Origin of the sequence: Cryobacterium sp. Y29, from assembly GCF_002929825.1 — a bacterium.
Classification (GTDB): Bacteria; Actinomycetota; Actinomycetes; order Actinomycetales; family Microbacteriaceae; genus Cryobacterium.
Map to the genome: position 1 here is coordinate 128,276 of NZ_PJJN01000030.1, position 14,397 is coordinate 142,672.

At 64.5% G+C, this 14,397-nt stretch carries 19 protein-coding genes; 11 read left to right on the forward strand and 8 right to left on the reverse strand.

Going from position 1 to position 14,397, the window contains the following annotated elements; genetic code table 11:
• Window positions 1-14: 14 nt before the first annotated feature.
• Window positions 15-668: a hypothetical protein gene (locus CXY74_RS06530; RefSeq protein WP_199183161.1), complete on the reverse strand. Its 654-nt coding sequence runs from the start codon at window positions 666-668 to the stop codon at window positions 15-17.
• Between the two features lie 88 nt (window positions 669-756).
• Here CXY74_RS06530 and CXY74_RS06535 point away from each other — a divergent pair, with 88 nt between their 5' ends.
• Window positions 757-966 carry a hypothetical protein gene (locus tag CXY74_RS06535; RefSeq protein ID WP_104199685.1) on the forward strand — a complete coding sequence of 70 codons (210 nt, stop codon included), beginning with the start codon at window positions 757-759 and terminating at the stop codon, window positions 964-966.
• 115 nt (window positions 967-1,081) lie between these two features.
• Here the strand turns inward: CXY74_RS06535 and CXY74_RS06540 are convergent, their stop codons facing one another.
• Window positions 1,082-1,321 (reverse strand): hypothetical protein, encoded by a 240-nt coding sequence (locus tag CXY74_RS06540; protein ID WP_104199686.1) that lies wholly within the window; start codon window positions 1,319-1,321, stop codon window positions 1,082-1,084.
• A 50-nt stretch (window positions 1,322-1,371) separates the two neighbouring features.
• Between CXY74_RS06540 and CXY74_RS06545 the strand changes: the two genes are divergently transcribed.
• From CXY74_RS06545 to CXY74_RS06560, 4 genes are all read left to right on the forward strand, one after another.
• Complete coding sequence (locus tag CXY74_RS06545; protein ID WP_104199687.1) at window positions 1,372-2,532, forward strand: ROK family protein; 1,161 nt, start codon at window positions 1,372-1,374, stop codon at window positions 2,530-2,532.
• Window positions 2,533-2,666: 134 nt separating this feature from the next.
• Complete coding sequence (locus tag CXY74_RS06550; RefSeq protein ID WP_104199688.1) at window positions 2,667-3,146, forward strand: PTS sugar transporter subunit IIA; 480 nt, start codon at window positions 2,667-2,669, stop codon at window positions 3,144-3,146.
• Entirely contained in the window at window positions 3,143-3,415 is a 273-nt protein-coding gene (locus CXY74_RS06555) for a PTS sugar transporter subunit IIB (protein WP_104198216.1), read from the forward strand. The genes CXY74_RS06550 and CXY74_RS06555 overlap by 4 nt, the downstream gene beginning before the upstream one ends.
• A 46-nt stretch (window positions 3,416-3,461) precedes the next feature.
• Window positions 3,462-5,006: a PTS ascorbate transporter subunit IIC gene (locus CXY74_RS06560; RefSeq protein ID WP_104199689.1), complete on the forward strand. Its 1,545-nt coding sequence runs from the start codon at window positions 3,462-3,464 to the stop codon at window positions 5,004-5,006.
• 70 nt (window positions 5,007-5,076) lie between these two features.
• Here the strand turns inward: CXY74_RS06560 and CXY74_RS06565 are convergent, their stop codons facing one another.
• Window positions 5,077-6,054: an NAD(P)H-quinone oxidoreductase gene (locus CXY74_RS06565; protein ID WP_104199690.1), complete on the reverse strand. Its 978-nt coding sequence runs from the start codon at window positions 6,052-6,054 to the stop codon at window positions 5,077-5,079.
• A gap of 330 nt (window positions 6,055-6,384) precedes the next feature.
• Between CXY74_RS06565 and CXY74_RS18195 the strand changes: the two genes are divergently transcribed.
• The gene (locus tag CXY74_RS18195; RefSeq protein ID WP_255409522.1) at window positions 6,385-6,507 is read left to right on the forward strand and encodes a hypothetical protein; all 123 of its coding nucleotides are present in this window, start codon (window positions 6,385-6,387) and stop codon (window positions 6,505-6,507) included.
• Window positions 6,508-6,548: 41 nt separating this feature from the next.
• Window positions 6,549-7,691, forward strand: coding sequence for an MFS transporter (locus CXY74_RS06570; RefSeq protein WP_158252309.1), 1,143 nt, complete (start codon window positions 6,549-6,551; stop codon window positions 7,689-7,691).
• Window positions 7,692-7,801: 110 nt separating this feature from the next.
• Here the strand turns inward: CXY74_RS06570 and CXY74_RS06575 are convergent, their stop codons facing one another.
• The 4 genes from CXY74_RS06575 to CXY74_RS06590 all read right to left on the reverse strand — a co-directional run bounded on the left by CXY74_RS06575 (window position 7,802) and on the right by CXY74_RS06590 (window position 10,598).
• On the reverse strand, window positions 7,802-8,296 hold the full coding sequence (locus CXY74_RS06575) for a DNA alkylation repair protein (RefSeq protein ID WP_104199692.1): 495 nt from the start codon (window positions 8,294-8,296) through the stop codon (window positions 7,802-7,804).
• Window positions 8,293-8,934 carry a hypothetical protein gene (locus CXY74_RS17680; RefSeq protein WP_199183162.1) on the reverse strand — a complete coding sequence of 214 codons (642 nt, stop codon included), beginning with the start codon at window positions 8,932-8,934 and terminating at the stop codon, window positions 8,293-8,295. The genes CXY74_RS06575 and CXY74_RS17680 overlap by 4 nt, the downstream gene beginning before the upstream one ends.
• A 143-nt stretch (window positions 8,935-9,077) precedes the next feature.
• Window positions 9,078-9,701 (reverse strand): LysE family translocator, encoded by a 624-nt coding sequence (locus tag CXY74_RS06585; protein ID WP_104199693.1) that lies wholly within the window; start codon window positions 9,699-9,701, stop codon window positions 9,078-9,080.
• A gap of 99 nt (window positions 9,702-9,800) precedes the next feature.
• The gene (locus tag CXY74_RS06590) at window positions 9,801-10,598 is read right to left on the reverse strand and encodes a hypothetical protein (protein WP_104199694.1); all 798 of its coding nucleotides are present in this window, start codon (window positions 10,596-10,598) and stop codon (window positions 9,801-9,803) included.
• Window positions 10,599-10,894: 296 nt separating this feature from the next.
• Between CXY74_RS06590 and CXY74_RS06595 the strand changes: the two genes are divergently transcribed.
• Both CXY74_RS06595 and CXY74_RS06600 read left to right on the forward strand, forming a co-directional pair.
• Complete coding sequence (locus tag CXY74_RS06595; RefSeq protein WP_104198208.1) at window positions 10,895-11,149, forward strand: AbrB/MazE/SpoVT family DNA-binding domain-containing protein; 255 nt, start codon at window positions 10,895-10,897, stop codon at window positions 11,147-11,149.
• An 8-nt stretch (window positions 11,150-11,157) separates the two neighbouring features.
• Window positions 11,158-11,541 carry a PIN domain-containing protein gene (locus tag CXY74_RS06600; RefSeq protein ID WP_233193247.1) on the forward strand — a complete coding sequence of 128 codons (384 nt, stop codon included), beginning with the start codon at window positions 11,158-11,160 and terminating at the stop codon, window positions 11,539-11,541.
• Between the two features lie 89 nt (window positions 11,542-11,630).
• Here CXY74_RS06600 and CXY74_RS17685 read toward each other — a convergent pair whose 3' ends face one another.
• Entirely contained in the window at window positions 11,631-11,969 is a 339-nt protein-coding gene (locus CXY74_RS17685) for a hypothetical protein (RefSeq protein WP_199183163.1), read from the reverse strand.
• A 417-nt stretch (window positions 11,970-12,386) separates the two neighbouring features.
• On the opposite strand from CXY74_RS17685, the gene CXY74_RS06610 reads away from it, so the two are divergent.
• Entirely contained in the window at window positions 12,387-13,454 is a 1,068-nt protein-coding gene (locus CXY74_RS06610; protein ID WP_233193255.1) for a thermonuclease family protein, read from the forward strand.
• A 97-nt stretch (window positions 13,455-13,551) separates the two neighbouring features.
• Window positions 13,552-14,346: a nuclease-related domain-containing protein gene (locus tag CXY74_RS06615; protein WP_233193248.1), complete on the forward strand. Its 795-nt coding sequence runs from the start codon at window positions 13,552-13,554 to the stop codon at window positions 14,344-14,346.
• Window positions 14,347-14,397 lie beyond the last annotated feature (51 nt).

Genomic DNA, 14,397 nt, shown 5'->3' on the forward strand with positions numbered 1-14,397 from the left:
CCTGCAGGTGAGTGTCAGTCCGGCAGCACCGTGACCGTTACGAGCACCTGGGGCGCGGATTGCTGGGACCAGATGCCGGTGACGGTGGCGGTGTCCTTCCTGCGTGGCGCCGTTGACGTGCCGTCGAGTACCCGCACGACGGTTACGCGCAGGGCGCCGGCCGTTGCGATCGTGGTGCCCGCCGTCGAGGTGGTCTCGATGGTCGCAGAAAGTTCCGGAACTGGTGTTTCGGGGATGCCGTTGCCGCGAACGGCGGCGCTCGACGCGACCGGAATAAGGTCACCGTCGAGCTGCTCGAATTGGTCGGCCTCGTGCCCGCCGTTCAGGGCTACGGTCGCAACCGTCGCCAGATAGATCGGGTCGCCGGTGGCATCGTAGATCCAGCGGTCACCGAGCACGGAGTGCGTCATGGTGCCGATGAGCCAGTTCTCGCCGCCATCTATCGGTGCGCCGCGGTAGGTCAGGGGAATCTGCAGAAGGGGCCCGGTGCCAAATCGCAGCAGGAGCGTTTCGACGCCGACCTCGCCGTCGGGGTCGTCGAAGCGAAACGATGCGACTCGCTCGACGGTGGCCGCCGCGTCGCCGACGAACCACGTCTGCGTCGGTGCCCACGCGGCGATGAGCTCAGACTTGGAGGGCCGCAGAACGGCGTCGTAAAGAAGTGCCATAGCTTCGATCGTAGGTGTTGTGCGGCATCCGTCTCAGAAACATCAACGTCTCTTGACATCAAGTGAAACGTCAATCCATGCCGACGGAGTGGGTGAAACAACAAGCGACACGATCGGCCATCTCGTGGCCCTGCGCGCAGTCGCCGCAGCCGGCCGCGACATCGACGACAGTGAGTATTTTTACGTGCTGCACGCCCACGCACTGGGCGCAAGCCGGGAGGAGATCGCATCGGCTCGTGGAGTCACGCACCAGGTCGTGCGTCGAAGTGCCGGTATTTTTCCCTGGTTTGCTTTGTGACGTCGATGCAATCGGTCACGAACACGGTAGGCGGGGTGGGGCTTCGAATTATTCGCTACACGCTGAGGGGAATGGTCCAGCACGGTGGCATGCACGAGCGCTAAGGAGCTCTATTTCAATTGTCGAGACAGAGCGTGCCGGCCAGGCTCGAAGCCTCGGCCGAGACGCCCTCCTGCAGGCAGCCGGCGCCAGCGACGGCCCAGACGGTGTGGTCGAGCAGGCTCGATGCGGGGGTAAACGTGGCAGCCTCTTTGCGCGCGGCGATCGCCATTTCCACAGCGGCGGCCACTGCCCGAGCTTCAGCGGCACGATCAACATCGACATCGATGGTGACACGGCGAGGTTTCCCAGTCATACTTCACACATTGGTATATAAATATACTTAAGTCAATCAGAGGAGTTCCGGTGGCGCACGCCATGTCGACCGGGTCGGGCGTTGTGCTCGACTTCATTCGCGCGGGCACGGCCACAACCCGGCCGGCACTGATCGACGAGCTGGGCTGGTCACGCATCACGCTGGCTCGCCGGCTCGACGAACTGCTCGCGGCCGGCATCATCATCGTGGCCGGCCAGAGTGACTCGCGCGGCGGCCGACCGGCCGAAAGCTTCGCGATCAACAAAGACGCCGGCCTGCTCCTCAGCGTCGATATCGGCGGCTCGCACACCCGCGTCGCCGTCACCGATCTGGTTTCGACGATCCTCATTGAAGACGAAGCCGACATCGGTCTCTGTGAAGGCCCGGACACCGTTTTTACCTGGGCCAACCAGGTCTTCGACTATCTGCTGCGCCAGCTCGGCAAGACTCGCGCCGAGGTGCGGGGGATCGGCATTGGCGTACCCGGTCCAGTGGATGCCGCCACGGGCCGGCTCGCTGCCCCCCAGATCGACGAGCAGTGGAACGACGTCCTCGTGCAGAACTATTTTCCGGCCGACTTCACTGCAATTTTCGCCGTCGACCGTGACGTGAACATCATGGCGGTCGCGGAATCCCGGCTCGGCTGGCCCGAGCACCAGGACCTCACCGTGCTCAAGATGGGGCTCGGAATCGGCTGCGCCTTCGTGCTTGACGGCCGGGTTTACCGCGGTGCCCGCGGCGGTGCCGGCGACTTCTCACACAGCTATCGCTTTGGCGCCGAGCAGTGCAGCTGCGGGCAGAACGGCTGCCTCGAGGCTGTCGCGAGCGGCTATGCCATTCGCCGCGAGCTCAATGCCCTCGGGTATCGCGTTCGCACCACCGGCGACATCGTGGCGCTGTCGCGCATGGGTTCACCCGACGCTGAACGACTGCTCGCGGCGGCCGGCGCCGAGATCGGGCAGGCCCTCGTCGACGTCGCCGGGCTTCTGAACCCCGCCATGATCGTCCTCGGTGGCCAGCTGGCCGAGGCCGGTGACCCCTACCTGTCGTCGCTGCGCGAGGCGCTACTGGCGCAGGCGCGCGCGTTTTCCGGCTCCGGCCTCACGGTGGAGCCGAGTCGCCTCGGGAACAAGGCGGGTGTGCTGGGCGCCTCGCTCATTGCCCAGGATGCTCTTTTCGACGCCGACCGCATCAGCCGTCTCACCCGTTAGAGTCTGTCGCCTCGACTTTGGATCACTTGTAGACAAAAGTTTCGAATTCGCATTAGGCTCGGGGCACGGCACCAAGTATTTTGGCGCAGACGATGTGGTCTTGCAGTGTGAAGGCCGGAATCAGGAGTCACCGCATGGCAGCCAATCTCGCTTCCAACCTCGACCAAGCGTCCGTTCGCACGCACGTCGTCGCTGCTGATTGGCAGGCTGCGATCACCCTGGCCGGCGATGCGCTCGTGGCTGGTGGCGTCACTACCGACGAGTACACGGCAGAAATGATCGCCGCCGTCGATAAGCTCGGCCCGTACATCGTCATCGCGCCCGGCCTGGCCATCGCCCACTCGCGGCCTTCGCCCTCCGTGCTGCGCGCCGGGCTCAGCTGGGTCACCCTCAAAGAACCGGTGAGCTTCGGTCACAAGAAGAACGACCCGGTGTCGCTCGTCATCGGGCTGGCCGCCCCAGACCATGAAGGCCACCTCGAGATGATGCAGGCCCTCGCCGGGGTACTCATGAACTCCGACCTGCTCGTCGCGCTCAAAGCTGCCGGCTCGCCCGCCGAGGTGCTCGCTCTCCTGTCCAACCCCGAACTGCTCACAGAAAAGGCACAGTCATGAAGATCATCGCGGTCTGCGGAATGGGGATCGGCACATCCGTTCTCCTGAAAATGAACACCGAAAAGGTACTGCGCACTCTCGGCATCGACGCCGACGTTGAGGCCGCTGATATCGGCGTGGCCCGCGGCATGGCCCGCGACGCAGAGATCGTGCTCACGAGCGAAGAGCTCGCCGAGGAAATCGGCGACGTCGAGGCCCAGGTCATCGTCATCGACAACTTCTTCGACCTCGACGAGATCACCGAAAAGCTCACCAGCGCACTCGAATAATCCGTTCTTCAACCGCACGACTGAGTAAGAGAGGAAGCGCCCCGACATGGAGTGGTTCTTAGTCATTCTGGATTTCATCGGCCAGCAGATTTTGAATGTGCCGGCCTATCTCGTGGGCATCATCACCGCCGTCGGGCTCATCGCCTTGCGCCGGCCGGCGGGCGCCATCATTGGCGGCAGCCTCAAGGCAGCCCTCGGCTTTCTCATTCTCGGCGCCGGTGCCGGCGTGGTTGTTGCCTCGCTGACCCCCCTCGGGGACCTTATTCTGAAGGTCACCGGCGCGCAGGGCGTGATCCCCACCAACGAGGTCATCACCGCTCTAGCGGCCGAAGAATTCGGAGCGACGAGCGCCTACGTGCTCGTGGTGGGATTCATCGTGATGCTTCTGCTCGCCCGGTTCACACCGCTCAAGTACGTGTTCCTCACCGGACACCACATGGTCTTCATGGCCATGATGCTCGCGGTCGTGCTCTCGGTTGGCTTCGGTTCCGAGCTCAGCTGGCTCGTCGTCGTCATCGGCGGTGGCCTGCTCGGCGTGATCATGGTGGTCATGCCGGCCTTCGCCCAGCCGTGGACCAAGCGCATCACCGGCGACGACACCATCGCCATTGGCCACTTCGGCACCCTCGGCTACATCGCCGCCGGTGCCGTCGGCCAGGCTGTCGGCAAGCGCAGCAAAAGCACCGAGCACATCGACTTTCCGCAGAACCTGCGGTTCCTGCGTGACTCCATGGTGGCCACCTCGGTCTCGATGGTTGCCATCTACATGGTCTTCGCCATCTGGGGCCTTATCGCCCTTCCTCGAGCGGATGCCCTCGGCACCTTCGGTTCCATCGATGCCGGCGCGTTCATCATGGCTGCCTTCGCCCAGGCATTGCAGTTCGGTGTGGGTGTGGCCATCATTCTCTATGGTGTGCGTACCATTCTCGGCGAGCTCGTGCCCGCCTTCCAAGGTATTGCCGAGAAGGTTGTTCCCGGCGCGCGCCCGGCGCTCGACATTCCGATCGTCTTCCCCTTCGCGGCAAACGCCGTGCTCATCGGGTTCCTCGCGTCTTTCGCCGGCGGCCTGCTCAGCCTCGGTGTGCTGGCCATTTGGCTTGGGCCGGTGTTCGGTCTCGCGCTGATCCTGCCCGGCATGGTGCCCCACTTCTTCACGGGTGGTGGAGCCGGTGTCTACGGCAACGCCACCGGTGGTCGCGTCGGTGCCATGGTCGGTGGTTTCGTCAATGGAATTCTCATCACCATCCTGCCCGCCATCCTGCTGCTGGTACTGGGTAGCTTCGGCTTCGCCAACAGCACCTTCGGCGACACCGACTTCGGCTGGTTCGGTGCGCTCATCGGTGTGAGCCTGTCTGGTGACAACACCGCCATCGGTGTGCTTCTCACCGTGTTGATCGGTGTGGTGCTGGTGCTCACAGCTTGCCTGTTCCAGGTGAAGGTCGTCAACAAGGGTTGGCTGCCCGGTGGGAGGCACACTGCGTTCGTCGACGCGATCGACGCCGACCTCAAGGCAACCGCGGCCGCAGCCAAGGCCGAGGCTAAAGCTGCACGTGCGGCCGCGGCGGCCGAGCTGGCCGACAAGCCGGCGTAGTCGTCGAGGCTGGCCAAAGAGGGGTTGCGCCAATTGGTGCGGCCCCTCTTCGGGTACAGCCTCGTCGAGGTCAGGGCACCAGCACAATCTTGCCCACGTGAGCGGATGCTTCCAGCCGGCGGTGCGCATCCGCTGCATTCGCGAATGAGAATCGATCGTCGATCACCGGTCGAAACTCGCCCGAGGCGATCCACGGCCAGACCGCCGACTCGAGCGAACGCATGATGGCGACCTTTTCGGCGTGCGACCGCGCGCGCAGGGTGGTGCCCCAGTAGCGGGCGCGTTTTTGCATGAGGCGAAACGGGTCGAACGTGGCCGGTTCACCGCTCTGGTTGGCGAGCACCATGATGCGCCCGTTCACCGCGACCGCCTCGATGTTGCGCGCCGCATAAGAGCCACCCATGATGTCGAGGATCACGTCGGCGCCCCGCCCGTCGGTCGCGGCGGTGGTCTCGGCGACGAAGTCCTGCTCCCGATAGTTGATCAGGACTTCTGCCCCGAGGCTCTCACACACGGCGAGTTTCTCGGCTGACCCGGCCGTCACGGCCACGCGCGCATCCAGGAGCCGGGCGATCTGAATGGCGGTCGTACCGATTCCGCTTCCGCCGCCGTGCACGAGCAACGTTTCCCCGGGCTGGAGCTCAGCGGCCATGAACACGTTCGACCACACGGTGGCCAGGGCTTCCGGCAGGGCTGCGGCGTCGATGAGGTCCATCGACAGTGGCACCAGCAACGCCAGGTCTTCGTGCACCACAGCTTCGGTGGCGTAGCCGCCGCCGGCGAGCAGCGCGCAGACGCGATCGCCGATGCCGAACCGAGTCACGTCGTCGCCCACCTCGGTCACCACGCCAGACACCTCCAGCCCCGGCCACTGGGGTGCGCCGGCGGGCGAGGGGTAGCGGCCCCGCCGTTGCATGATATCCGCTCGGTTCACGCCCGCCGCAGCGACCTCCACCCGAATGTCATGGGCCCCGACTTCCAGGTCGGGCAGGGTCGAGAGGGTGAGGGCATCCGGCCCGCCGGGGGAGCTTACGATGATTGCGCGCATATGCGCAGCCTACGCGCAGGGTGAGACAGGGCTGCCGGGGGCCGAGTACCCCAACTGCGCTCGTGCACACCCCGTAATCGTCAACGTTGGTTCCCCGCCCAGCCCCTAGCGAGGCGCCGTAAAACTGAACCGTACCGGCCTGCGCCTCGGCCGCCCGCTCCCAGGTGGCCTCGTACGGCAGCGTGCGATCCACGAAGTTGCCGGCGTCGCTCATCCGTTTATTCGGCCCCGCGCAGCGTGCCAGGGCTGCGCTTGGATTATTCATCGGATGCCCCGACCTCGCCGGTCGTGTGGCCCGGACGATACTGTCCTCCGGCCTACGATGGAAGAATGTGGCTAGATGTGGTGCCCGCCGACGCGGTCGATTCAGCGAATGGCACCCCGCTGCACAGTCAGGTGGGGGCGAGCATCCGTTCTCCCAGCGCCGACACGCGAGCGCTCGTGCGCAAGTGATGCTCCGGCGCCAGTCGGGCACTCGCGCGGTGGTTCTCGCAATGGGCGCCACCATCACGGGCGGCCTGCCGGTGTTTTTGCTCGGCGCCCTGTTCGTGCGGATCCAGCTCGATATTCCGGCGCCGCAGTGGGTGCTGGGCGCGGCCGTGGCCAGTTACTGGGCCGCCGCCGCGATGATGTCAGTGCTCGCCGGGCGCGTAGTGTCTTGGTTGGGAATTCGTTCCACAACGTTGTTCGGGGTGGCGGTGGGCGCCCTGAGCCTGGTTGGATCGGCTTTTCTGGTGCCGTCCTGGGCCTGGCTGCTGGTGTGGGCCGCGGTTGGTGGTGTGTGCAACGGCATCAGCCATCCCGCCGCGAATCAGCTGATCAACCTACGGGTACAACGCGGAATGCTCGCGACCGCGTTCGGCATCAAGCAGTCGGCGATTCCGTTTGCCGCGTTCCTGGCCGGGCTGGCGGTGCCGGCGCTCGCGCTCACCTTGGGCTGGCACTGGGGGTTCGGTCTCGCCGGCCTCTTCGCGCTCGCCGTAGGGGGCCTGTTCTGGTGGTCTGTGCCGCGGGGGGAGCTCGCGCGTCCCCGGCTCGGCGGTTCGCACGTGCCGCTGACCCCGCCGCTGATGAAATACCTGCTGCTGATGGCCAGCGTCACCACGCTCTCGGCGGCTGCCACCGGCGCCGTGACTGCGTATGCGGTGATCACAGGCATCGAGCGCGGGCTGCCGTTGGCCGGGGCCGGCATTTTGTTGAGCGTCGCCGGGCTGCTCAGCGTCGTCGTGCGCGTTGTCGTCGGCCGAATCGCCGACCGGGCCAACAGCACGTTCGCGCTCGCCACCGTGGCCGCCATGATGTTCATCGGCGGTGCCGGAGTATTGCTCATGGCGGTGGACACCCAGTGGACGTTCGTGGCGGGCATGCTGCTGGCCCTCGGTATCGGCTGGGGGTGGCCGGGGCTCACGCACTTCGTGGTGTCCCGGGTGGCGGGTCCGGCCACCCCGAGCGCGACCGGCGTCGTGCAGATCGGTACCTATGTCGGCAGCGGCGCCGGCCCGCTCGCCTTCGGACTGCTCTACGCGGCTCTACCGCAGACGACGTTGTGGATCATCGTCGGCGCGGTGCAGATCGTAGCCGGGTACATCGCGTTCGTGCTCGCCCGAAAGACGCCGCCCGCTGTGCCCGTCAGCTAGGGACGATTCGCAGCCTCAGTAAAACCCATCCAGACCCTGCTGTTCCGGGGCTTTCTCGATGATCTCGGCGCACCTCAACTCCGATGAGGAGTTTTCCTTGGTGTTGGCAGTCACGCGCGAGCGATTTTCGTGTTGACGCCGTGGGCCGCGCGGCGCAGCCACGGGTCACCGTCGCCGGCCCAGCGCGCCAGGGACGCATTTGCTCGGGCACGATTCGCGCCGGTCAGCGCCTGCACCAGGGGCAGCACCACGGTGAAGGTGAGCGGATCCGCGAGCTCTGGCAGCCCCGCTCCGCGCAGAAACCCTTCAATGCGGGTGAGATCGGTGTTGTCGAGCCGGGTCACGTTCGATTGCAGCAGCACGATGGCGGCGAGGCGGCGCTCGAACACCGGCACGTTCCAGAGCTCGGAACTCAGTGCGGTCACCTCGTCGTGGCTCATGTTCTTATGCCGGCGGGCCAGGTCGCGGATGGTTCCCCGCACGGCGCCCACCGAGGCGCCGTAGAACTCGAGATCGTTCCCGTACCGGGCCTCTGCCTCAGCCGCCCGCTCCCAGGTTGCTTCGTACTGAAGCGTGCGGTCCACGAAGTCGCCGGCATCGCTCATCCATCTATTCTGCCTCGGTCAGTGTCTCGGGCGGCAGCCGTGCGTGCGGCGCGAATAATCAGCACGATCAAGGCGAGCAGGGCGGCGGCACTGATCAGGTACAGCACGATACCCCACGGGGCGTGATCCCCGCCCGAAATCATGAACGTGTCGGCGATCGACATGCCGGGCCCGAAAGCCACAAAGAAGTGCCCGGGAGCCGCAAACACGAGCAGTACGAGATAGGCCGCCACAACCAGCCCGACCGCACTCATGTTTCGCACGATCGTCACCACGAGAACCGCGGCGGCGAGCGCCATTCCTATCGCCGCCCAGATGACGACGCCGTTCGCGACAAGCGGTTCATTCGCGAGGGTCATATCCGCGCGAATTTGCGCGAGCGTCGCGCCCGGCACGGCCGCCAGCGGATTCCACACCAGTATCTGCAGAACCCCGACGAGCGCGTACAGCGCAACGGCCCCGAAGCCCACGGCTGCCGCCCTGATGGCGCGGCGCGGTTGTCGTGTGTCGGTGTTCGTCATCTTGCCAGCGTACCGACCGGCCGCGCCTACTCCGAAGCGGATCCCGCCCAGCGGCTCGACGCCGCGACCGTACTGCTGTCTGATCGAGCACATGCGGGCCGACGTCGTAGACGTCATTACAGAACTGCGCGATAAGACCACGCGCAACCGTTACACGGTGCACGCTCGCCAGCCCGGCCGGTCAGACGATCTGTTCGCCGCGCGTGAAGCGGCAAGTATGGCCGCGATTCCTGAAACCGAATGGTGCGGCCGATGGGCGCTCAGTGCACCAGCGCCAGCAGCAGGGCAACGGTCACGAAGAGTCCGCCGAAGGTGCGGTTGAGAATGAGTTGCCCGCGGGCGGTGTTGGTGAAGCGCTGGAACGATTTGGCCGCCACCGCGAAGAAGAACCACATCACGACGATGTCGATCAGTACCACGGTGACGGTGAGCACCACGTATTGGGGGAGCAGCGGCTGTTCCGGCCGAATGAATTGCGGCATGAACGCGAGAAAGAACACGAGTGCCTTGGGGTTGAGCAGGTTCACCCAGAAGCCGCGGCGAAACATCGACCTGGCTGGCTCCCTGATCAGCGGCATGGTCGGGTCCCGTTGGGAGCCGGGCTTCTGCAGAATCAAGCGGATGCCCAGATAGACCAGGTAGGCGGCGCCGGCATAGCGAATGACGTTGAACAGCACGGGGGAACCCGCGACGAGTACCCCGACACCGAGCGCGACAACGATGATGTGCACGATGAGCGCAGCCTGCTGCCCGAGGATTCCCCAGATCGAGCGCCGAAATCCGCTGGTCAACGAGTTGTTCATGGTGTTGATCGCGCCGGCGCCCGGGGTGAAGCTGATCAGTACGCCGGCACCTGCAAGGGCCAGCCAGAGGGAAAGTTGCACACGTCAGCGTAGCGCGGGCGGGTCGTGCCGATGGCACAACGGCACCGGCCTCCGCCTTCGTACGTCGCCCGGTGAGGACGCTGCCATCGGTGGTGCTGTTTATTCGCGGTTAAAGAAATTGCCGAGTGCCGAGAGACCGGGGATCTCAAAGTTCGACCCTAGATCGGACACCTGCTCGCCGAGGCCGGTCGCATACTCGCCCGCTCCGTCGGCGACGCCCTGGGTGACTCCTTCGAGACCACCGGTGACGCCCGCGAGTCCGCCGGCAAGGCCTTCGAAATCGACGCCCAATCCCGCCGCTTGTTCCAGAAGGGGGCCAGCCACATTGCTGAGCACCGCTCCACCGGCGACGGCGGCGAGTAACCCGCCAGCACCGAGCCCGAGGGCGGCGACCCCCGCTCCGGCAAGGGCGCCGCCGGCTCCTCGGCCGGACGGCTTGGCGAACAGTTTCTTCAGTAGGCCGGGCTTCTGAGCTTCGCCGCGGGTGGCCGACCGGGCCAGGTCCTCGGGGCTGGTCGATGCCGGGTATTCGTTGGCGGGCAGCTCGGTGCGCAGCTGGGCGTCGACCTCGTCGCGTTGCGCCGGGGTGAGCCGCGCGAACGCATCGCGGTGCACCTGTTCAAGCTGCCGGGGCTCTGCGGTCTGCAGCAGGTAGTCGTAGCGGGCGATGGCCGCGCGGTCTTCGGCGCTCACCGCCGGCGACGCGTGCGACCCAGAACGTGGAACGGCACTCCGCTGCACATTGCTCGCCGGGGGCCGGGTGTCTCCGGTGACCTTGTCGGCGGCGGTGCGCGCCATCTCGCGCCAATCCGTCTTGCCTGACCCGACGGAAGACGGCTGCCCCTTCTGCTCGAGGGCCTTCGATGCCATGCGCAGAATGCGTTGGAGGTTGCTCATTGGGGGCCTTTCTGTTTGATTGGGTCCTCAAGTGTGCCTAGCGCGCCTGAGTAAAGGCTCCCAGCCATCCCGACGTGCGGTACCGAGCGCCGCGGTGCAGAGCGGGCAGCCAGAGTGACACGTGCACACGGCAGCGAATCGCAGGTGCGCGTCGATGCACGGATGGTCCCGCTCGCGCTGCATTCCACACGGTGGCCACCATATCGACGCAGCTGCGACGCGAGTGCGCTTACTCTTACCCACGCCTGCACGACAGACCGTAGCCATATTGACTTACGTGTCATAAACTGTAAGACATGAAGACCGTCGTAACGTTGAGCAGCAAGGGGCAGCTAACGCTTCCCGCGGCCGTGCGTAAGGCCCTGCGACTCGAACAGGGTGATCGATTTGAAATCTCGATCGACGAAAAGACCGGCACGATGAATATCGCACCGGTTGCCGGCATCGAAGCGCTCAGCGCGCTAATCTCCAGCTACGCGACCATCATCGAGCCCGTGACAGACGTTGACGCCTATTACCAAGAACATCGGAACGGCGAGCGCGCAAATTGAGCGCATCCTTGGATGCAAATGTCGTTCTCCGATTGCTACTCAACGATGTGCCCGAGCAACATGACGCCGCTGTGGTCCTGCTTCAGACGGGCGGCACGTTTTTCGTATCGGACATCACACTCGTCGAGACAATCTTCGTGTTGGGCCGCGCCTACGGGCTGAATCGAGAGCAGCAGCAAGAAGCTATTCATGGCGTCGTGAATCTCCCCCAGATCGTCGCCAACGCGTCACTGTTTGATCGCGCGTTGACCCTGTATGTCGGGCACCCCAAATTGTCCTTCGAAGACTGCTATCTCGTTACGGCGGCAGACGTGACGTCGAACCAGCCGCTGTATACATTTGACCGCAAACTGGCCAGCCAAACAAGAGCTCGCCTGCTGGCGACGGGCTAAAGTCTCCGAAACAGGCTGGCTCAGGACGGCCCCTACCCATCTGAACCGCCCGTTTCCCGCGTCGACGCCGCTGCTTGTCGCCGACAGGCCTACGCGCCCCACCAATCCCGGTCATCATCCCGCTCCTGACCAACCGCTGCGGCCGTGACCGCCGCTTTCAGATCATCCCAGGCGGTCGCGCCGCCTGACAATGATTTCACGCGCGCGATTCCGAGGCTGTTCTGATCGGTCAAGGCCAAATCGATGCGTGGCACCACGTAGAAATCCCATTGGGCCACATTCAGCTGGTCGTAGACATCGTGTGAGGTCGCGGTCTGAACGCAGAACACGTAGACCATGGCGTTCAGCCGCCGGTCGAGAATCACCCAGGCCTGCAAGCGCTCTGGCACAAAGAGCCCGCCGAGCGCATCCGCCGTACCGACCACCAAGCGGATGCATACTAGCAAGTCGCCGCGGCACTCGCGTGAGCGGTTCTGCCGGGCTAAAGTCCTTGAGTGCACCAGCGCTAGCAGTAGGGCGACGGTCACGAAGAGCGCGCCGAAACCCGCTCTTCAGCGAATTGTTCATGGTGCTGATCGCGCCGGCGCGCGGGGCGATGCTGATCAGCACACCGGCCCCTGTAAGGGCCAGCCAGAGGGAAAAGTGCGGGCGGTAGCGTAGGGCGGGCACAGTCGTGTCCATGGCGACACAAGCTCCGGCATAATCAGGATCACTGCAGGGTTCGATACCGCACGGCGATCGTTCTTGTCTGCAGTCGTATTGGGGGCGCAGTGTCATTCGTATCGTCGAGTTCAAATCGTCACCGTTGGTTGTCTGCCAAGGCCTCAGCCGCCGCAACCGTGTTGATGGTAATCGCTGGAATCACGTTCACTGCTGCGCCGGCCAAGGCCGCCAAAGACGATCGTGCGGTCGTGGTCCGTGTGATCGATGGCGACACCGTGGTGCTAAAAATAGATTCAAAAGAGACGCGAGTGCGCCTGCTCAACATCGACACCCCCGAAACAAAAGACCCGACCGAGCCCGTGGAATGCGGAGGCTTAGTAGCCTCGGCTTACCTCACTGCATTACTCCCTGTCGGGGCCAAGGTCACCCTGAAATACGACCGGGAGCGACTCGATCGCTACGGGCGCACGCTGGCCGCTGTCTACACCGCCGACGACAAGTTCATCAGTGAGGAAATCGCTCGACAAGGCTATGGAATGGCGGTCACCTTCGGTGCCAATGACAAGAATTTCAAAACCGTGCAGGCCGCCCAGAAAATAGCTCAGACGAAGTTCCGGGGCCTCTATTCAAAGACAACGGACTGCACCGTTCGCACCCAGGTCAAGGCCTTGAAAGCCGAGACGCAGCAACTCGCGGCGGTCGACAGCGGGACCGCTCCATCCGGCGAGGTGACAGCGCTGGTCGCGCGGGCCGCTGCACTCATCGCCGGCATCGCGGCACTGCAACGTCTTGCCGATCTGGATCAGCCGTCTATCGCCATGTCCATCCTGCTGGCCACGCCCAAGATCGGCTACGGCAAGGGCTTGAGAAACATGGACACCAAGGCGCGTTCGATACACAAGAAGCTCGTGACGGCTGAGACCGGCGCAGTGGCACGCGAGGCGGCGGCCGCAGAACAGGCTGCCGCAGCGAAGGCCGCCGCAGACGCCGCGGCCGCAGCGAAAGCCGCTGCTGACGCACGGGCCGCTGCCGACGCACAAGCTGCCGCTGACGCACGGTCTGCTGCCGACGCGAGAGCTCTTGCCGCCCAGCGTGCTGCCGAGCAACCGTATGTCGCTCCTTACGTTGAACCGTACGTTGCGCCCGCGGTTCCCAGCGTCGACACGTACACCGGATGCCGCGCCTACGGCAACAACGGAACCTCCGTCGACGACAAGGGTCGCCGGTACACCAAGATCCCCTGCCCGTAGGGTTAGGCGGCGGCCGACTCCAGTCTTGGTAGCGACGCTATGCCCGCTAGATTGGCTCTAAACCATCGGGGGCTGCATGACAACACAGGCACCGGGTATGCGCGATCAGATCGCCGCCCAATCGGTCATCGAAGAGTTGCTCCGCCAGCAACAAGCTGTGCCGCCACGCTCGCGTTTCGCTCGGTTCTGGGGATACTCCCCGCTGGCCGCCGACAGCGTCGCCTGGTACCTCGGCGCTCAGGGTGAGATTGAGGTTGGCAGGATTCTCGACCGCCTCCCGCCCGAATGGAGAGTTTTCCACGCTCTTCCGATCGGCAACGCCGGCGCCGACATCGATCATCTCGTGCTCGGCCCGGGCGGAATCTTCACGATCAACACCAAACACCACCGCGGCAAGAAGATCTGGATCGCCGAACGGTCGTTCCTGGTCAACGGCCAAAAGCAGCCCTACCTCCGCAACTCGAAATTCGAGGCCACTCGCGTCACGAAAATGCTTCGAGAGCGGATGCCGCAGCTTCCGCCGGCGCAGGCTGTGATCGCGCTGGTCCGCCCGGGGCAGATCACGATCAGGAAGACGCCCGACGCGGTCACTGTTCTGGATGCGGTCAGTTTGCGCCGTTGGCTGCTAAAACAACCAGTTTCTCTCGTCGAAGTCGATCTGGTCGAACTTGAAGCGATAGTTGACGCGCCAGGGACCTGGACTGCACTCGCATCGCTACCGAATCCGAGTTTGATGGCGAAATTCGCTGTGATCGACAGCGATGTAAAAACAGCGCGCGTGCGGCGAGTCTCGTGGACCCTGCTCAGTTTCGCGACAGTTGCGACACTCGGAGTGTTCGGGGGCTTGCCTCTCTACAACAAGTTGGTCCTCGGAATCATCGGCGGTCTTTAAAGCCCCTGCGGCTGCTTTGATCACCAGCGCACCGCGCTGGCTAAGCTGGCG